This is a genomic window from Azovibrio restrictus DSM 23866 (assembly GCF_000429665.1).
Lineage (GTDB): Bacteria > Pseudomonadota > Gammaproteobacteria > Burkholderiales > Rhodocyclaceae > Azovibrio > Azovibrio restrictus.
On sequence record NZ_AUCH01000029.1, the window covers coordinates 1 to 15,948 of the forward strand.

The 15,948-nt window shown below is 61.6% G+C and carries 13 protein-coding genes and 1 tRNA gene; all 14 read right to left on the reverse strand.

Annotated features, from left to right (window positions below; all coding sequences use genetic code 11):
• Positions 1 to 421 (reverse strand): GTP-binding protein (locus G474_RS21455; RefSeq protein WP_043465117.1); only part of this gene is annotated, 421 nt, incomplete at its 3' end.
• Between the two features lie 22 nt (positions 422 to 443).
• Complete coding sequence (fusA, locus tag G474_RS0117360) at positions 444 to 2,537, reverse strand: elongation factor G (protein ID WP_026688069.1); 2,094 nt, start codon at positions 2,535 to 2,537, stop codon at positions 444 to 446.
• A 21-nt stretch (positions 2,538 to 2,558) separates the two neighbouring features.
• Positions 2,559 to 3,029, reverse strand: coding sequence for a 30S ribosomal protein S7 (gene rpsG, locus G474_RS0117365; protein WP_026688070.1), 471 nt, complete (start codon positions 3,027 to 3,029; stop codon positions 2,559 to 2,561).
• 101 nt (positions 3,030 to 3,130) lie between these two features.
• Positions 3,131 to 3,508 (reverse strand): 30S ribosomal protein S12, encoded by a 378-nt coding sequence (rpsL, locus tag G474_RS0117370; RefSeq protein WP_026688071.1) that lies wholly within the window; start codon positions 3,506 to 3,508, stop codon positions 3,131 to 3,133.
• A 193-nt stretch (positions 3,509 to 3,701) separates the two neighbouring features.
• On the reverse strand, positions 3,702 to 7,913 hold the full coding sequence (gene rpoC, locus G474_RS0117375) for a DNA-directed RNA polymerase subunit beta' (RefSeq protein ID WP_026688072.1): 4,212 nt from the start codon (positions 7,911 to 7,913) through the stop codon (positions 3,702 to 3,704).
• 22 nt (positions 7,914 to 7,935) lie between these two features.
• Positions 7,936 to 12,231, reverse strand: coding sequence for a DNA-directed RNA polymerase subunit beta (rpoB, locus tag G474_RS0117380; protein WP_026688073.1), 4,296 nt, complete (start codon positions 12,229 to 12,231; stop codon positions 7,936 to 7,938).
• A 220-nt stretch (positions 12,232 to 12,451) separates the two neighbouring features.
• The gene (rplL, locus tag G474_RS0117385; protein ID WP_026688074.1) at positions 12,452 to 12,829 is read right to left on the reverse strand and encodes a 50S ribosomal protein L7/L12; all 378 of its coding nucleotides are present in this window, start codon (positions 12,827 to 12,829) and stop codon (positions 12,452 to 12,454) included.
• Positions 12,830 to 12,876: 47 nt separating this feature from the next.
• Positions 12,877 to 13,374, reverse strand: coding sequence for a 50S ribosomal protein L10 (gene rplJ, locus G474_RS0117390; RefSeq protein ID WP_026688075.1), 498 nt, complete (start codon positions 13,372 to 13,374; stop codon positions 12,877 to 12,879).
• Positions 13,375 to 13,591: 217 nt separating this feature from the next.
• Positions 13,592 to 14,287 (reverse strand): 50S ribosomal protein L1, encoded by a 696-nt coding sequence (rplA, locus tag G474_RS0117395; RefSeq protein WP_026688076.1) that lies wholly within the window; start codon positions 14,285 to 14,287, stop codon positions 13,592 to 13,594.
• Position 14,288: 1 nt separating this feature from the next.
• Positions 14,289 to 14,720, reverse strand: coding sequence for a 50S ribosomal protein L11 (gene rplK / locus G474_RS0117400; RefSeq protein ID WP_026688077.1), 432 nt, complete (start codon positions 14,718 to 14,720; stop codon positions 14,289 to 14,291).
• A gap of 95 nt (positions 14,721 to 14,815) precedes the next feature.
• Complete coding sequence (gene nusG / locus G474_RS0117405; RefSeq protein WP_026688078.1) at positions 14,816 to 15,349, reverse strand: transcription termination/antitermination protein NusG; 534 nt, start codon at positions 15,347 to 15,349, stop codon at positions 14,816 to 14,818.
• Complete coding sequence (gene secE / locus G474_RS0117410) at positions 15,346 to 15,699, reverse strand: preprotein translocase subunit SecE (RefSeq protein ID WP_026688079.1); 354 nt, start codon at positions 15,697 to 15,699, stop codon at positions 15,346 to 15,348. Before secE ends, nusG begins: the two co-directional genes overlap by 4 nt.
• Positions 15,700 to 15,725: 26 nt before the next feature.
• A tRNA-Trp gene (locus G474_RS0117415) sits at positions 15,726 to 15,801 on the reverse strand.
• Positions 15,802 to 15,856: 55 nt separating this feature from the next.
• Positions 15,857 to 15,948, reverse strand: a 92-nt coding sequence (locus G474_RS22945) for an EF-Tu C-terminal domain-related protein (protein ID WP_076604501.1), incomplete at its 5' end; no start/stop codon positions are given.

The window sequence follows — 15,948 nt, forward strand, 5'->3', positions numbered from 1 at the left end:
CCATGTCAGCCTTGTTCAGGAACACGATGATGTAGGGCACGCCCACCTGACGGGACAGCAGGATGTGCTCACGGGTCTGGGGCATCGGGCCGTCAGCGGCGGAACACACCAGGATGGCGCCGTCCATCTGGGCAGCACCGGTGATCATGTTCTTCACGTAGTCGGCGTGGCCCGGGCAGTCCACGTGGGCGTAGTGACGGTTCTCGGTTTCGTATTCGACGTGGGCGGTATTGATGGTGATGCCGCGGGCCTTTTCTTCGGGCGCAGCGTCAATCTGGTCGTAGGCCTTGGCCTCGCCACCGAACTTGCGGGACAGCACCGTGGTGATCGCAGCCGTCAGCGTGGTCTTGCCGTGGTCCACGTGACCAATCGTGCCAACGTTTACGTGCGGCTTCGTCCGCGTAAATTTTTCCTTAGCCATATTCAATAATCTCCAGTTCCTGTTACTTCTTGTTGATCACGGCCTCGGCGACGTTCTTGGGCGCCTCCGAGTAATGCTTGAATTCCATCGAGTAGGTGGCGCGACCCTGGGACAGGGAGCGCAGCTGAGTGGCGTAGCCGAACATTTCGGACAGGGGCACTTCGGCGCGAACCGCCTTCATGCCGCCAGGGATGTCTTCCATGCCCTGCACGATGCCGCGACGGGAGGACAGATCGCCCATCACGTTACCCATGTACTCTTCCGGGGTTTCCACTTCAACGGCCATCATGGGCTCCAGCAGCGTCGGCTGAGCCTTCTTCATACCGTCCTTGAAGGCCATGGAAGCCGCCATGCGGAAGGCGTTTTCGTTGGAGTCCACGTCGTGGTAGGAGCCATCGAACAGGGTGAACTTGATGTCCACCACCGGGAAGCCAGCCAGCACGCCGCTACCAATGGCGTCCTGCAGACCCTTGTCCACCGCGGGGATGTATTCGCGGGGCACGGTACCACCCTTGATGGCGTCCACGAAGGCGTAACCCGCACCGGGTTCGTTCGGCTCGATCTTGAGCCAGACGTGACCGTACTGACCACGGCCGCCGGACTGCTTGACGAACTTGCCTTCTTGCTCGACAGCCTTCTTGATGCATTCCCGGTAGGCCACCTGGGGAGCACCCACGTTGGCTTCCACGTTGAACTCACGACGCATGCGGTCGACGATGATGTCCAGGTGCAGCTCGCCCATACCGGAGATGATGGTCTGACCGGATTCTTCGTCGGTGCGAACGCGGAAGGAGGGATCTTCGGCAGCCAGACGGCCCAGGGCGATACCCATCTTTTCCTGGTCAGCCTTGGTCTTGGGCTCCACGGCCACGTGAATCACAGGCTCGGGGAACACCATGCGTTCCAGGATGATCGGTGCATCGGGATCACACAGGGTTTCACCGGTGGTGACTTCCTTCAGGCCGACACAGGCGGCGATGTCACCGGCCAGCACTTCCTTGATTTCTTCCCGGTTGTTGGCGTGCATCTGCAGGATGCGGCCGATCCGTTCCTTCTTGCCCTTGACGGAGTTCAGCACGGTGGAGCCGGAGTTCAGCACGCCGGAGTACACGCGGATGAAGGTCAGCTGGCCGACGAAGGGGTCGGTCATCAGCTTGAAGGCCAGAGCAGAGAACTTCTCGGTATCGTCAGCCTTGCGGGAAGCGGGCTGCTCGCGATCATCCACGCCAGCCACGGGAGGAATATCCACGGGAGAAGGCAGGAACTCGATCACGGCGTCCAGCATGCGCTGCACACCCTTGTTCTTGAAGGCGGTGCCGCACAGCATGGGCTGAATTTCACAAGCCAGGGTGCGCAGACGCAGACCCAGCTTGATCTTTTCTTCGGACAGTTCGCCGTTTTCCAGGTACTCGTTCATCAGGTCTTCGGACGCCTCAGCGGCAGCCTCAACCATCTGCTCGCGCCAGGTCTGGGCGGTTTCCACCAGATCAGCGGGGATATCCTTGTAGTCGAACTTCATGCCCTGGGAGGCTTCGTCCCAAATGACGGCCTTCATCTTGATCAGATCCACGACGCCGGCGAACGTGTCTTCGGCACCGATGGGGATCACGATGGGCACAGGATTGGCCTTCAGGCGGGTCTTCATCTGGTCTACGACCTTGAAGAAGTTGGCGCCGGAACGGTCCATCTTGTTCACGAAGGCCAGACGGGGCACCTTGTACTTGGTCGCCTGACGCCACACGGTTTCAGACTGGGGCTGCACACCGCCCACAGCGCAGTAAACCATGCAGGCACCGTCCAGGACGCGCATGGAGCGCTCGACTTCGATGGTGAAGTCCACGTGGCCCGGGGTGTCGATGATGTTGAAGCGGTGCTCGGGAAGGCTGCTGTCCATGCCCTTCCAGAAGCAGGTGGTGGCCGCGGAGGTGATGGTGATACCCCGCTCCTGTTCCTGCTCCATCCAGTCCATGGTGGCAGCGCCGTCATGCACTTCGCCAATCTTGTGATTGACGCCGGTGTAGTAGAGGATGCGCTCGGTCGTGGTGGTCTTGCCGGCGTCGATGTGAGCGGAAATACCGATGTTGCGGTAGCGCTCGATAGGTGTCTTACGTGCCACGTTATAACCTCGATGAATGGGTTAGAAGCGGAAGTGGGAGAAGGCCTTGTTGGCCTCAGCCATACGGTGCACTTCGTCGCGCTTCTTGACGGCGCCACCACGGTTCTCGGAGGCTTCCAGCATCTCGGCAGCCAGACGCAGGCCCATGGTCTTCTCGGAGCGCTTGCGGGCGGCTTCACGCAGCCAGCGCATGGCCAGGGCCATACGACGGGCGGGGCGCACTTCGACGGGCACCTGGTAGTTGGCACCACCGACGCGGCGGGACTTCACTTCCACCAGGGGCTTCACGTTGCCGATGGCAGCGGTGAACACTTCCAGGGGATCCTTACCGCTCTTGGTGGAGATCTGGGCGAAAGCGCCATAGACGATGCGCTCGGCGACGGACTTCTTGCCGCTTTGCATGATGGCATTGATGAACTTGGAAACATCCTGGCTCCCGAACTTGGGATCCGGCAGAACTTCACGCTTGGGTACTTCACGACGACGCGGCATAACTTCCTCTCTTTACACAATTCAGTTGAGGTTGCACGAAACGTTCGCACAAAACCTCGCGGCCGCCCATAAGGCGGCCACTTACTCAAGCAACCCGGAAATCAGGCTGCCTTCGGACGCTTGGCCCCGTACTTGGAACGGGACTGCTTACGATCCTTGACCCCCTGGGTATCCAGGGAACCCCGCACGGTGTGGTAACGCACACCCGGCAAGTCCTTCACCCGGCCGCCACGGATCAGGACCACGGAGTGCTCCTGCAGGTTGTGGCCTTCACCGCCGATGTAGGAAATGACTTCGTAGCCATTGGTCAGACGCACCTTGCAAACCTTCCGCAGAGCGGAGTTAGGCTTCTTGGGGGTGGTGGTGTAGACGCGGGTGCAGACACCGCGCTTCTGGGGGCACTTTTCCAGTGCCGGGACCTTGCTCTTGGTTACTTCTGCCTCGCGCGGCTTGCGCACGAGCTGGTTGATAGTAGGCATATAAATCCTCTGGCGGACAGACCGCCAAAACACCGCCGAAGCGATCGCTCCAGCCATTTTGTTATACAAAACAAAGGCTCTGATTAGCCTCTGCCGACAAAGGCCATAGATTCTATGGCTTGGCAAGGGCCGTGTCAACGAAGCTTGACACGGCCCCTGTTTCCGGCCCCTGTTTCCGGGGCCGGCAATTTCATCAGGAAGCCTGTTCCGGCGTTTCCACCACAACGGGTTCCTCGACGATCGGACGATCCATCGCCAGATCCTCGCCTTCGGCCTGGGCCTTGCGGGTCCGGTGATAGGCCAGACCCGTACCGGCGGGAATGAGGCGACCGACGATGACGTTTTCCTTGAGGCCACGCAGTTCGTCGCGCTTGCCCATGATGGCCGCTTCCGTCAGCACCCGGGTGGTTTCCTGGAAGGAAGCCGCGGAGATGAAGGAATCGGTGGACAAGGATGCCTTGGTGATACCCAGCAACATGTGATCGTAAATCGCGGGGATCTTGCCTTCGGCAGTCATGCGGTCGTTCTCGGCCAGCACCTCGGCCCGCTCCACCTGCTCGCTCTTGATGAACTTGGTGTCGCCGGGTTCGGTGATGGTGACGCGACGCAGCATCTGACGGACGATCACTTCGATGTGCTTGTCGTTGATCTTCACGCCCTGCAGACGGTACACGTCCTGGACCTCGTCGGTGATGTAGCGGGCCAGCTCCTCGACACCCTTCAAGCGCAGGATGTCATGGGGATCCTGCTCGCCTTCGACGATGGTTTCACCCTTGTTGACCACCTGGCCATCGTGCACCAGCACGTGCTTGTCCTTGGAGATCAGGTACTCGTGGGCAATGCCTTCCAGATCGGTGATGATCAGGCGCTGCTTGCCCTTGGTGTCCTTACCGAAGGAGACGGTACCCGTGCATTCAGCCAGGAAGGAGGCATCCTTGGGGGTACGGGCTTCAAACAGTTCGGCCACGCGGGGCAGACCGCCGGTAATGTCGCGGGTCTTGGCCGATTCCTGGGGAATACGGGCCAGGACGTCGCCTTCATGCACCTGTTGGCCATCGCTCACGGAGATGATGGAACCGGTCAGGAAGGCGATGGAGACCGGATGGTCGGAACCAGCCACACGCACTTCTTCGCCATTGGCATCAAGCAGCTTCACCACGGGACGGACCACGCCCTTGGAGGAGCTCTTGCCGCCCCGTTGCTTGGAGTCGATCACCACCAAGGTGGACAGACCGGTGACTTCGTCGATCTGCTTGGCAACGGTGACGCCTTCTTCCACGTTCTCGAACTTCACCGTACCGGCATATTCGGTCACGATGGGACGGGTATGGGGGTCCCAGGTGGCCAGCTTGGCACCGGCCTTGAGCACGTCCCCATCCATGGGCAGCAGGGTAGCGCCGTAGGGCACCTTGTGGCGTTCCCGTTCGCGGCCTGCGTCGTCGGCAATGATCAGCTCACCGGAGCGGGAAATCACAACCTTCTCGCCCTTGGCGTTGGTCACGTAACGCACACCGGAGGTGTAGCGCACGGTACCGGCAGACTTGGATTCGATCTCGGACACGGCTGCAGCCCGGGATGCGGCGCCGCCCACGTGGAAGGTCCGCATGGTCAGCTGGGTACCCGGTTCGCCGATGGACTGGGCGGCGATCACACCCACCGCTTCGCCCACGTTCACCAGATAACCGCGGCCCAGGTCGCGGCCGTAGCACTTGGCGCACAGGCCGTAGCGGGTGTCGCAGGTCAGGGGGGTACGCACCTTGACTTCGTCGATGCCCAGCTTGTCCACCAGTTCCACCAGATCCTCGTCCAGCATGGTGCCGGCGAAGATCACGGTTTCCTGGGTTTCGGGATCCACCAGGTCGTCCACGGTGACGCGGCCCAGGATGCGCTCGCGCAGGGGCTCGATCACCTCGCCGCCTTCCACCAGGGCGCGCACGGTGTAGCCGTTGTTGGTGCCGCAATCGTCTTCGGTGATCACCAGATCCTGGGTCACGTCCACCAGACGGCGGGTCAGATAGCCGGAGTTGGCGGTCTTCAGTGCCGTATCGGCCAGACCCTTACGGGCGCCGTGGGTGGAGATGAAGTACTGCAGCACGTTCAGACCTTCACGGAAGTTGGTCGTGATCGGCGTTTCGATAATGGAGCCGTCAGGCTTGGCCATCAGGCCGCGCATGCCGGCCAGCTGGCGGATCTGGGCGGCGGAACCCCGGGCGCCGGAGTCGGCCATCATGAAGATGGAGTTGAAGGAGTCCTGCTTCACGGTCTTGCCGTGGCGGTCCACCACTTCCTCGTGGCCCAGCTGGTCCATCATCACCTTGGCCACCTGGTCGCCGGTACGGCCCCAGATGTCCACCACCTTGTTGTAGCGCTCGCCCTGGGTCACCAGACCGTTGGTGTACTGGTGCTCGATTTCCTTCACTTCGGCTTCGGCCGCAGCGATGATCTCGTACTTCTGGGGCGGCACCTTCATGTCGTCGGAGCAGAAGGAGATGCCGGCACGGGTCGCCAGGGCGTAACCGTTCTGCATCAGCTTGTCGGCGAAGATGACGGTTTCCCGCAGGCCGCAACGACGGAAGGATTCGTCGATCAGCTTGGAGATTTCCTTCTTCTTCAGGGCCTTGTCGATGGCCTTGAAGGGAAGGCCCTTGGGCAGGATCTTGGAGAGGAAGGCACGGCCCACGGTGGTTTCCGTGCGCACCAGCTTTTCGTTCCACTCGCCTTCATTGGCACCGGGTTCGTACTGCTTCAGGCGCACGCTGACACGGGTGTGCAGTTCCACTTCCTTGGCCGCCAGGGCCCGTTCCATTTCGGCCACGTCGGCAAACATCATGCCTTCGCCCTTGGCGTTGATGCGCTCGCGGGTGGCGAAGTACAGACCCAGCACGATATCCTGGGAGGGCACGATGATGGGCTGGCCGTTGGCCGGCGACAGCACGTTGTTGGAGGCCAGCATCAGGGTGCGGGCTTCCATCTGGGCTTCCAGGGACAGGGGCACGTGCACGGCCATCTGGTCGCCGTCGAAGTCAGCGTTGAAGGCGGAACAGACGAGCGGATGCAGCTGGATGGCCTTGCCTTCGATCAGGGTCGGCTCGAAAGCCTGGATACCCAGACGGTGCAGGGTAGGCGCCCGGTTCAGCATGACCGGATGTTCGCGGATCACGTCTTCCAGGATGTCCCACACCACGGGCTCCTGGGTTTCCACCATCTTCTTGGCCTGCTTGATGGTGGTGGCCAGGCCCAGGACTTCCAGCTTGTGGAAGATGAAAGGCTTGAACAGTTCCAGGGCCATCAGCTTGGGCAGACCGCACTGGTGCAGCTTCAACTGGGGGCCCACCACGATCACGGAACGACCGGAGTAGTCGACGCGCTTACCCAGCAGGTTCTGCCGGAAACGACCGCCCTTGCCCTTGATCATGTCGGCCAGGGACTTGAGCGGACGCTTGTTGGCGCCAGTCATGGCCTTGCCGCGCCGGCCGTTGTCCAACAGGCTGTCCACGGCTTCCTGCAGCATGCGCTTTTCGTTGCGCACGATGATGTCGGGTGCCTTCAGTTCCAGCAGGCGCTTCAGACGGTTGTTCCGGTTGATGACGCGACGGTACAGATCGTTCAGGTCGGAGGTGGCGAAACGGCCACCGTCCAGGGGCACCAGGGGACGCAGGTCCGGCGGCAGCACGGGCAGCACTTCCAGAACCATCCAGTCGGGCTTGATGCCGGACTTCTGGAAGGCTTCCAGGACCTTCAGGCGCTTGGCCAGCTTCTTGTTCTTGGTCTCGGAACCGGTCACTTCCAGCTCGGCGCGCAGGCGCTCGGCTTCGCCGTCCAGGTCCAGATTGCGCAGCAGCTCGCGCACGCCTTCGGCGCCCATCAGGGCCACGAATTCGTCACCGTGCTCTTCCATCATTTCGATGTACTGCTCTTCGGTGAGCAATTGGCCGCGCTGCAGGTTGGAGACCATGCCGGGCTCCACCACCACGAAGGCTTCGAAGTACAGGACCCGCTCGATGTCGCGCAGGGTCATGTCCAGCACCATGCCGAGACGGCTGGGCAGGGACTTCAGGAACCAGATGTGGGCGACGGGAGAGGCCAGTTCGATGTGGCCCATGCGTTCCCGGCGCACCTTGGCCAGGGTCACTTCCACGCCGCACTTCTCGCAGATCACGCCACGGTGCTTCAAGCGCTTGTACTTGCCGCACAGGCACTCGTAGTCCTTGATGGGCCCGAAGATCTTGGAGCAGAACAGGCCATCGCGCTCGGGCTTGAAAGTCCGGTAGTTGATGGTTTCCGGCTTCTTGACTTCACCGAAGGACCAGGAACGGATCTTGTCGGGCGAGGCGAGCCCGATGGTAATCGCGTCGAATTCCTCTTCCTGCGTAACCTGCTTGAACAGATCGAGCAATGCTTTCATCGTTTAACTCCTAAGCCCTGAATCAATAACGTTCCAGATCGATGTCGATCGCCAGCGAACGGATTTCCTTGACCAGCACGTTGAAGGATTCCGGCATGCCGGCATCGATCTTGTGCTCGCCCTTGACGATGTTTTCGTACACCTTGGTACGGCCGTTCACGTCGTCGGACTTCACGGTCAGCATTTCCTGCAGCACGTAGGAAGCGCCGTAGGCCTCCAGGGCCCAGACTTCCATTTCCCCGAAACGCTGGCCGCCGAACTGGGCCTTACCGCCCAGCGGCTGCTGGGTCACCAGGCTGTAGGGACCGGTGGAACGGGCGTGCATCTTGTCATCCACCAAGTGGTGCAGCTTCAGGTAGTGCATGTAGCCCACGGTGACCGTGCGTTCAAAGGCTTCGCCGGTGCGGCCGTCGAAGAGCTGGATCTGACCGCTGGAAGGCAGGCCGGCCAGGTTCAGCATGTACTTGATTTCCTCTTCCTTGGCCCCGTCGAACACCGGCGTGGCGAAGGGCACACCGGCCTTGAGGTTGCTGGCCAGTTCCAGGATCTCGCCGTCGTTGAGGGAATCCAGATCCTCGGGCTTGCCCTTGGTGTTGTAGATCTCCTCCAGGAAAGCGCGCATTTCCTGGGCGCTGGCTTCCTTCCTGAGCATGGCTTCGATCTTGTGGCCCAGGCCCTTGGCGGCCCAGCCCAGGTGGACTTCGAGAATCTGCCCGACGTTCATCCGGGACGGCACACCCAGGGGGTTCAGGACGATGTCCACCGTACGGCCGTCGGCCATGTGGGGCATGTCTTCCACGGGCACGATACGGGACACGACGCCCTTGTTACCGTGGCGGCCGGCCATCTTATCGCCGGGCTGCAGACGGCGCTTCACGGCCACGTAGACCTTGACCATCTTCTGCACGCCGGGGGGCAGCTCGTCGCCCTGGGTCAGCTTCTTACGCTTGGCTTCGAAGGCTTCGTCGAAGGCCTTGCGGGTCTGCTCCAGACCGTCGCGGATCTGTTCCAGCTGCTGGGCCAGCTCGTCGTCGGCGACGCGGATGTCGAACCAGTGATGGGGCTCCAGGCCGTCCAGGTATTCCTTGTTGATTTCGGAACCCTTGGCCAGACGCTTGGGACCGCCGTTGGCCTTCTTGCCCATGATCAGGCGTTCGACCCGGGCGAAAGCGTCACGCTCCACGATCCGCATCTGGTCGGCCAGGTCCAGCTTGTAGCCGCGCAGGTGGTCGTCGATGATGGATTGGGCACGCTTGTCCCGCTCGATGCCTTCGCGGGTGAACACCTGCACGTCGATGACGGTCCCGGCGATGCCAGCGGGCACGCGCAGGGAGGTGTCCTTCACGTCGGAGGCCTTCTCGCCGAAGATGGCGCGCAGCAGCTTCTCTTCCGGGGTCAGCTGGGTTTCACCCTTGGGAGTGACCTTGCCCACCAGCACGTCGCCGGCTTCCACTTCGGCACCGATGTACACGATGCCGGATTCATCCAGGCGGCCCAGCTGGGCTTCGCCCAGGGAGGCGATGTCGCGGGTGATTTCCTCGGGTCCGAGCTTGGTGTCCCGGGCCACGACCGTCAGTTCCTCGATGTGGATGGAGGTGTAACGGTCTTCGGCCACGACGCGCTCGGAGATCAGGATCGAGTCTTCGTAGTTGTAGCCGTTCCAGGGCATGAAGGCGATCAGCATGTTCTGACCGAGGGCCAGTTCGCCCTTGTCGGTGGAGGCGCCGTCGGCCACCACGTCACCCCGGGCGATCACGTCACCCACACGCACCATGGGACGCTGGTTGATGTTGGTGTTCTGGTTGGAGCGGGTGTATTTCACCAAGTTGTAGATGTCCACACCCACTTCGCCCGCCAGGGCTTCCTCGTCATGGACGCGCACCACGACACGGCCGGCATCCACGTAGTCCACCACACCGCCGCGCAGGGCCACCACGGCAGTCCCCGAGTCCACCGCCACGGTGCGCTCGATGCCGGTGCCCACCAGGGGCTTTTCCGGACGCAGACAGGGCACGGCCTGACGCTGCATGTTGGCACCCATCAGGGCCCGGTTCGCATCGTCATGCTCGAGGAAGGGGATCAGGGAGGCGGCGACGGAAACGATCTGGCCGGGGGCCACGTCCATGTACTGGACGCGGGAGGGCTCGGCCAGGATGGTTTCGCCCTTTTCCCGGCAGGTGACCAGCTCGTCCTTGAGGCTGCCGTCCTCACCCAGGGTGGCGTTGGCCTGGGCGATCACGTAGGCGCCTTCTTCAATGGCGGACAGGAACTCGATCTGGTCGGTGACCTTGCCGTCCACCACCTTGCGGTAAGCGGTTTCGATGAAGCCGTAGTCGTTCACCCGGGCGTACAGTGCCAGGGAGTTGATCAGGCCGATGTTCGGACCTTCCGGCGTTTCGATGGGGCAGACGCGGCCGTAATGGGTCGGATGCACGTCGCGCACTTCGAAGCCGGCACGTTCGCGGGTCAGACCGCCGGGGCCCAGGGCGGAAACGCGCCGCTTGTGGGTGATCTCGGACAGGGGGTTGGTCTGGTCCATGAACTGGGACAGCTGGCTGGAGCCGAAGAACTCCTTGATCGCGGCGCTGATGGGCTTGGCGTTGATCAGGTCGTGGGGCATCAGGTTCTCGGACTCGGCCTGGTTCAGGCGTTCCTTGACGGCCCGCTCGACCCGCACCAGGCCGGCGCGGAACTGGTTCTCGGCCAGTTCGCCCACGGAGCGGACGCGGCGGTTACCCAGGTGGTCGATATCGTCGATGTCGCCGCGGCCATTGCGCAGTTCCACCAGGACCTTGATCACATCCACGATGTCCCGGGGCGACAGGGTCAGCTGCTCACGCACTTCCACGTGGCCGCCGACAGCCTTCAGCTTGGCGGCCAGGGCTTCGGCCTCTTCCTTGGTCAGGTTCTCGGCGATGGCGCGGGGCCCGAAGGGCAGCTGGCCCACGATTTCCTGGATCCGGCTCAGAGGCAGGGCAGCGGCTTCGGCCAGGTTCTTCAGGGCGGCTTCGGCGCGGGACTGGAGGCTGTTGACCATCACCTTGTATTCGATGACGTCGGTGCGACCCAGGCGGCGGTTGAACTTCATGCGGCCCACGCCGGACAGGTCGTAGCGCTCGTCCGAGTAGAACAGACCCTGGAACAGGATTTCCACGGCTTCTTCGGTGGGCGGCTCGCCAGGACGCATCATCCGGTAGATGGCCACGCGGGCAGCCTGCTTGGAGGCGGTATCGTCACCACGCAGGGTCTGGGAGATGAAGGCGCCCCGGTCCAGATCATTGGTGTACAGGGTCTTGATGTCGCCCACGGCCGCTTCCTGCAGCTTGGCCAGCAGGGCTTCGGTGATTTCTTCATTGACCTCGGCGATGATTTCGCCGGTGTCCTTGTCCACCACCGGGGTGCCGATCACGCGGCCCAGGATGAAATCCTCGGGCACGGACAGCTGGTGCAGGCTGGCGGCCTGCATGTCACGGATGTGCTTGGCGGTGATCCGCTTGTCCTTGGCAACAATCGCCTTGCCATCCGGACCGACCACGTCGAAGCGGGCCACTTCGCCACGCAGACGCTCGGGGACCACTGCGAAATCGATGCCGTCCTTGGAAATACTGAAGGTGTCGAAGTCGAAGAACTCGGCCAGGATCTGTTCCGGCGTCATGCCCAGGGCCATCAGCAGGGTGGTGACGGGCATCTTGCGGCGGCGGTCCACCCGGAAGAACAGGGTGTCCTTGGGATCGAACTCGAAATCCAGCCAGGAACCGCGATAGGGGATGATGCGGGCGGAGAACAGCAGCTTGCCGGAGGAATGGGTCTTGCCCCGATCATGCTCGAAGAACACGCCAGGAGAACGGTGCAGCTGGGACACGATGACCCGCTCCGTACCGTTGATGACGAAGGAGCCGTTGGTGGTCATGAGCGGAATCTCGCCCATGTAGACTTCCTGCTCCTTCACTTCCTTGATGGTCTCGGGAGCTTCCCGGTCCAGAATCACCAGGCGCACCTTGGCGCGCAGGGAAGAAGCGAAGGTCAGACCCCGTTGATGACATTCCTTGACGTCAAAAGCGGGCTCCCCCAGGGTGTAGCTGACGAACTCCAGACGGGCGTTGCCGGAATGGGAGACGATCGGAAAGATGGAAGAGAACGCTGCCTGGAGGCCCTCGTTCTTCCGCTGGGCCGCGGGAACTTCAGCCTGGAGGAAGTCGGAGAAAGACGCCAGCTGAGTCGCGAGCAGGTAGGGAACGTCGAGGACGTTCTCCCGCTTGGCGAAACTCTTGCGGATGCGTTTCTTCTCGGTGTAGGAATAGGAGGAGGTAGAACTCATGGTCGCTCCGAGATCAAAGGACGGAAACGGTTAGGCCGGAACAGCTGGCGCAAAAAGGCAGAAACAGGCAAACGCAAGCCCCCTCTCCCACCCTGCGGGGGAGAGATTTGCTTGCGTTTGCCGTTTGAGCACGAATATTTATCTCGCCGACGTAAAACCTGACATCAATGCAGAAAAGGGCTGGCGACCCTGGCCGCCAGCCCATGTGACATCCAGTCGATTACTTCAGTTCGACCTTGGCGCCAGCGTCTTCCAGTTGCTTCTTCAGGGCTTCGGCGTCGGCCTTGGAGATGCCTTCCTTGACGGGCTTGGGAGCGCCGTCGACCACGTCCTTGGCTTCCTTCAGGCCCAGGCCGGTGGCAGCGCGCACGACCTTGATGACTTCAACCTTCTTGTCGCCGGCAGCAGCCAGGATCACGGTGAACTCGGTCTGCTCTTCAGCAGCAGCGGCAGCACCGCCACCAGCGCCGGGGGCAGCAACAGCCAGAGCAGCGGCGGAAACGCCGAACTTCTCTTCGAACGCCTTGACCAGGTCGTTCAGTTCCATGACGGTCATGCCGCCAACGGCTTCGAGGATGTCTTCTTTAGAGATAGCCATTTAAATAACTCCTAAATTCAAATCTGTATTGGATTGCGTGATGATGATCAGGCAGCGGCTTCTTCGCGCTGCTTGGCCAGGGCGGCCAGGGCACAGGCAAAGCCGGAGACCGGAGCCTGCATGACGCCCAGCAGCTTGGCGAGCAGTTCTTCGCGGCTGGGGATGGAAGCCAGGGCTTGCACGCCTGCCTTGTCCAGCACCTTGCCAGCGTAGGAACCGGCCTTGATGACCAGCTTGTCGTTGGTCTTGGCGAAGTCGTTCAACACCTTGGCGGCAGCCACGGGATCCACGGAGATGCTGTAGATCAGGGGGCCCACCATCTGATCCGCCAGTTCTGCGAACGGGGTACCCGCCACAGCACGACGCACCAGGGTGTTCTTCAGCACGCGCAGATACACGCCAGACTCGCGGGCTTTCCGACGCAGCACGGTGAGATCACCCACTTCGATGCCACGATATTCGGCCACTGCGATGGTCTGAGCGTTGGCTACCTGTGCCGACACCTCAGCCACAACGGCTTTTTTGTCTTCGAGATTGAGACCCACAGGTCTTTCCTCCTTTCAAGTCAAAATATGGTGGAAAACTCCACCACGCTCACGGCGACCTGAACCAGGAGAGTGCCGGACCGGAATCCGGCGAATAATCCTTGTTCTGGGTACACCGTCTGCGCAGGCTTGCAGCCATTAAGCCCGAAGGCGCCTGCGGTCTTTGACGATCTGCGGCCCTCCGCTCACCGGAGCAGAGGGCCGCAGCCCAAAGTCTTTATGCGGTCAGGCTGGCCTGATCCACGCGCACGCCAGGACCCATGGTGCTGGCGACGGCGATCTTGCGCAGGTACTGACCCTTGCTGGAAGCGGGCTTGGCCTTGTTCAGCGCCTCGATCAGTGCGCGCAGGTTCTGCTCCAGCTTTTCCACCGGGAAGGAAGCGCGACCGATGGTGGCGTGAATGATGCCGCCCTTGTCGGTACGGTATTGCACCTGACCGGCCTTGGCGTTCTGCACGGCAGTCGCCACGTCCATGGTCACGGTACCCACCTTGGGGTTGGGCATCAGGCCACGAGGACCGAGCACCTGACCCAGCTGGCCGACGATACGCATGGCGTCGGGGGTGGCGATGACCACGTCGAAATTCAGGTTGCCGGCCTTGATGTCGGCAGCCAGATCTTCAAAACCGACGATGTCGGCGCCAGCAGCCTTGGCGGCCTCGGCCTTGTCGCCCTGGGCGAACACGGCGACGCGTACGCTCTTGCCAGTACCGGCGGGCAGCACGACAGAGCCGCGCACCAGCTGGTCAGACTTACGAGCGTCAATACCCAGGTTCACGGCCACGTCGATGGATTCATCGAACTTGGCGGTGGCGGTTTCCTTGGCCAGGGCCAGGGCGTCACCCACGGGATACAGCTTCTGGGGCTCGATCTTGCCAGCCAGTGCCTTTTGCTTCTTGGTCAGCTTTGCCATCTCACAGGCCCTCCACGGTGATACCCATGCTGCGGGCGGAACCGGCGATGGTACGCACGGCGGCTTCCATGTCGGCAGCAGTCAGGTCAGGCATCTTGGTGGTGGCGATCTCTTCGCACTGAGCGCGGGTGATCTTGCCCACCTTGTCGGTATGGGGCTTGGCAGAACCGGACTTGATGCCGGCAGCCTTCTTGATCAGGATGGTGGCCGGCGGGGTCTTCATCACGAAGGTGAAGGACTTGTCCGCGAAGGCGGTGATCACCACGGGGATGGGCAGGCCGGGTTCCATACCTTGGGTCTGGGCATTGAAAGCCTTGCAGAACTCCATGATGTTCAGACCGCGCTGACCCAGGGCGGGACCGATCGGGGGCGAGGGATTCGCCTTGCCGGCCGGCACTTGCAGCTTGATGTAGCCGATAATTTTCTTGGCCATTTTGGCTCCTTGAAAAATGAGTGGTAGCGCGGGTTCGGGTTGCCCCTACTGCCGCTCCTCTGACCGGAATCAAGGCTTCCGGCGGGCCTGAAAAACTAGCCCTTTTCGACCTGGGAGAATTCCAGCTCGACGGGAGTGGCGCGGCCAAAGATGCTGACGGAAACGCGCAGACGGCTCTTCTCGTAGTTCACATCTTCGACGGAACCATGGAAATCGGTGAAAGGACCTTCCTTGACCCGCACCACTTCGCCGGTCTCGAACAGCACCTTGGGACGAGGCTTTTCCACACCGTCCTGCATCTGCTGCATGATCTTTTCCACTTCCTTGTCGGAAATGGGGGCCGGACGATTGGCGGTGCCGCCGACAAAACCCGTGACCTTGGGCGTGTCCTTGACCAAGTGCCAGGAGTCGTCGTTCATTTCCATTTCCACCAGCACATAACCGGGGAAGAACTTGCGCTCGGTGATGGATTTCTGGCCGTTCTTCATTTCCACGACCTCTTCCACCGGCACCAGGATGCGCCCGAACATGTCCTGCATGCTCAGACGCTCAATGCGCTCCTGCAGCGCGCGCATGACACTTTTTTCGAAGCCCGAATAGGCATGCACTACATACCAGCGCTTGCTCATGATTTTTTCCAGCCCAGGACCAAGTCGTACATCACCCACTCCAGACTCTTGTCGGTTAGGAACAGGAACAGCGCCATCACCACCACAAAGGCAAACACCATGGCCGTGGTCTGCACGGTTTCCTTGCGGCTCGGCCAGACCACCTTGCGCGCCTCCTGGACAGACTCACGGCCAAGGGCCGCAAAACGCTGACCCGCCTCCGTCTTCCAGAAAACAGCAAAAGCCGCGGCCAGACCAGCCATCACGGCCAGAATGCGCAGCACCAAAGCCTGCTCGGAGAGCAGGTAGAATCCGGCCACGCCGGCCACCACCAGAAGTAGCGCCAGCGCAAACTTGATCTTGTCGGCCATGTCTTAGAAAGCTTCCCAACTAGGAATGGCAGGGGCGGAGGGAATCGAACCCCCGACCTTCGGTTTTGGAAACCGGCGCTCTACCAATTGAGCTACACCCCTGCAGCAGAGACTACAAAGCGCCCTTACAAAGGGCGCTTTGCACATACAACCAGAATTACTCGATGATCTTGGCGACGACGCCGGCGCCGACGGTACGACCGCCTTCACGGATGGCGAAACGCAGACCTTCTTCCATGGCGATCGGGC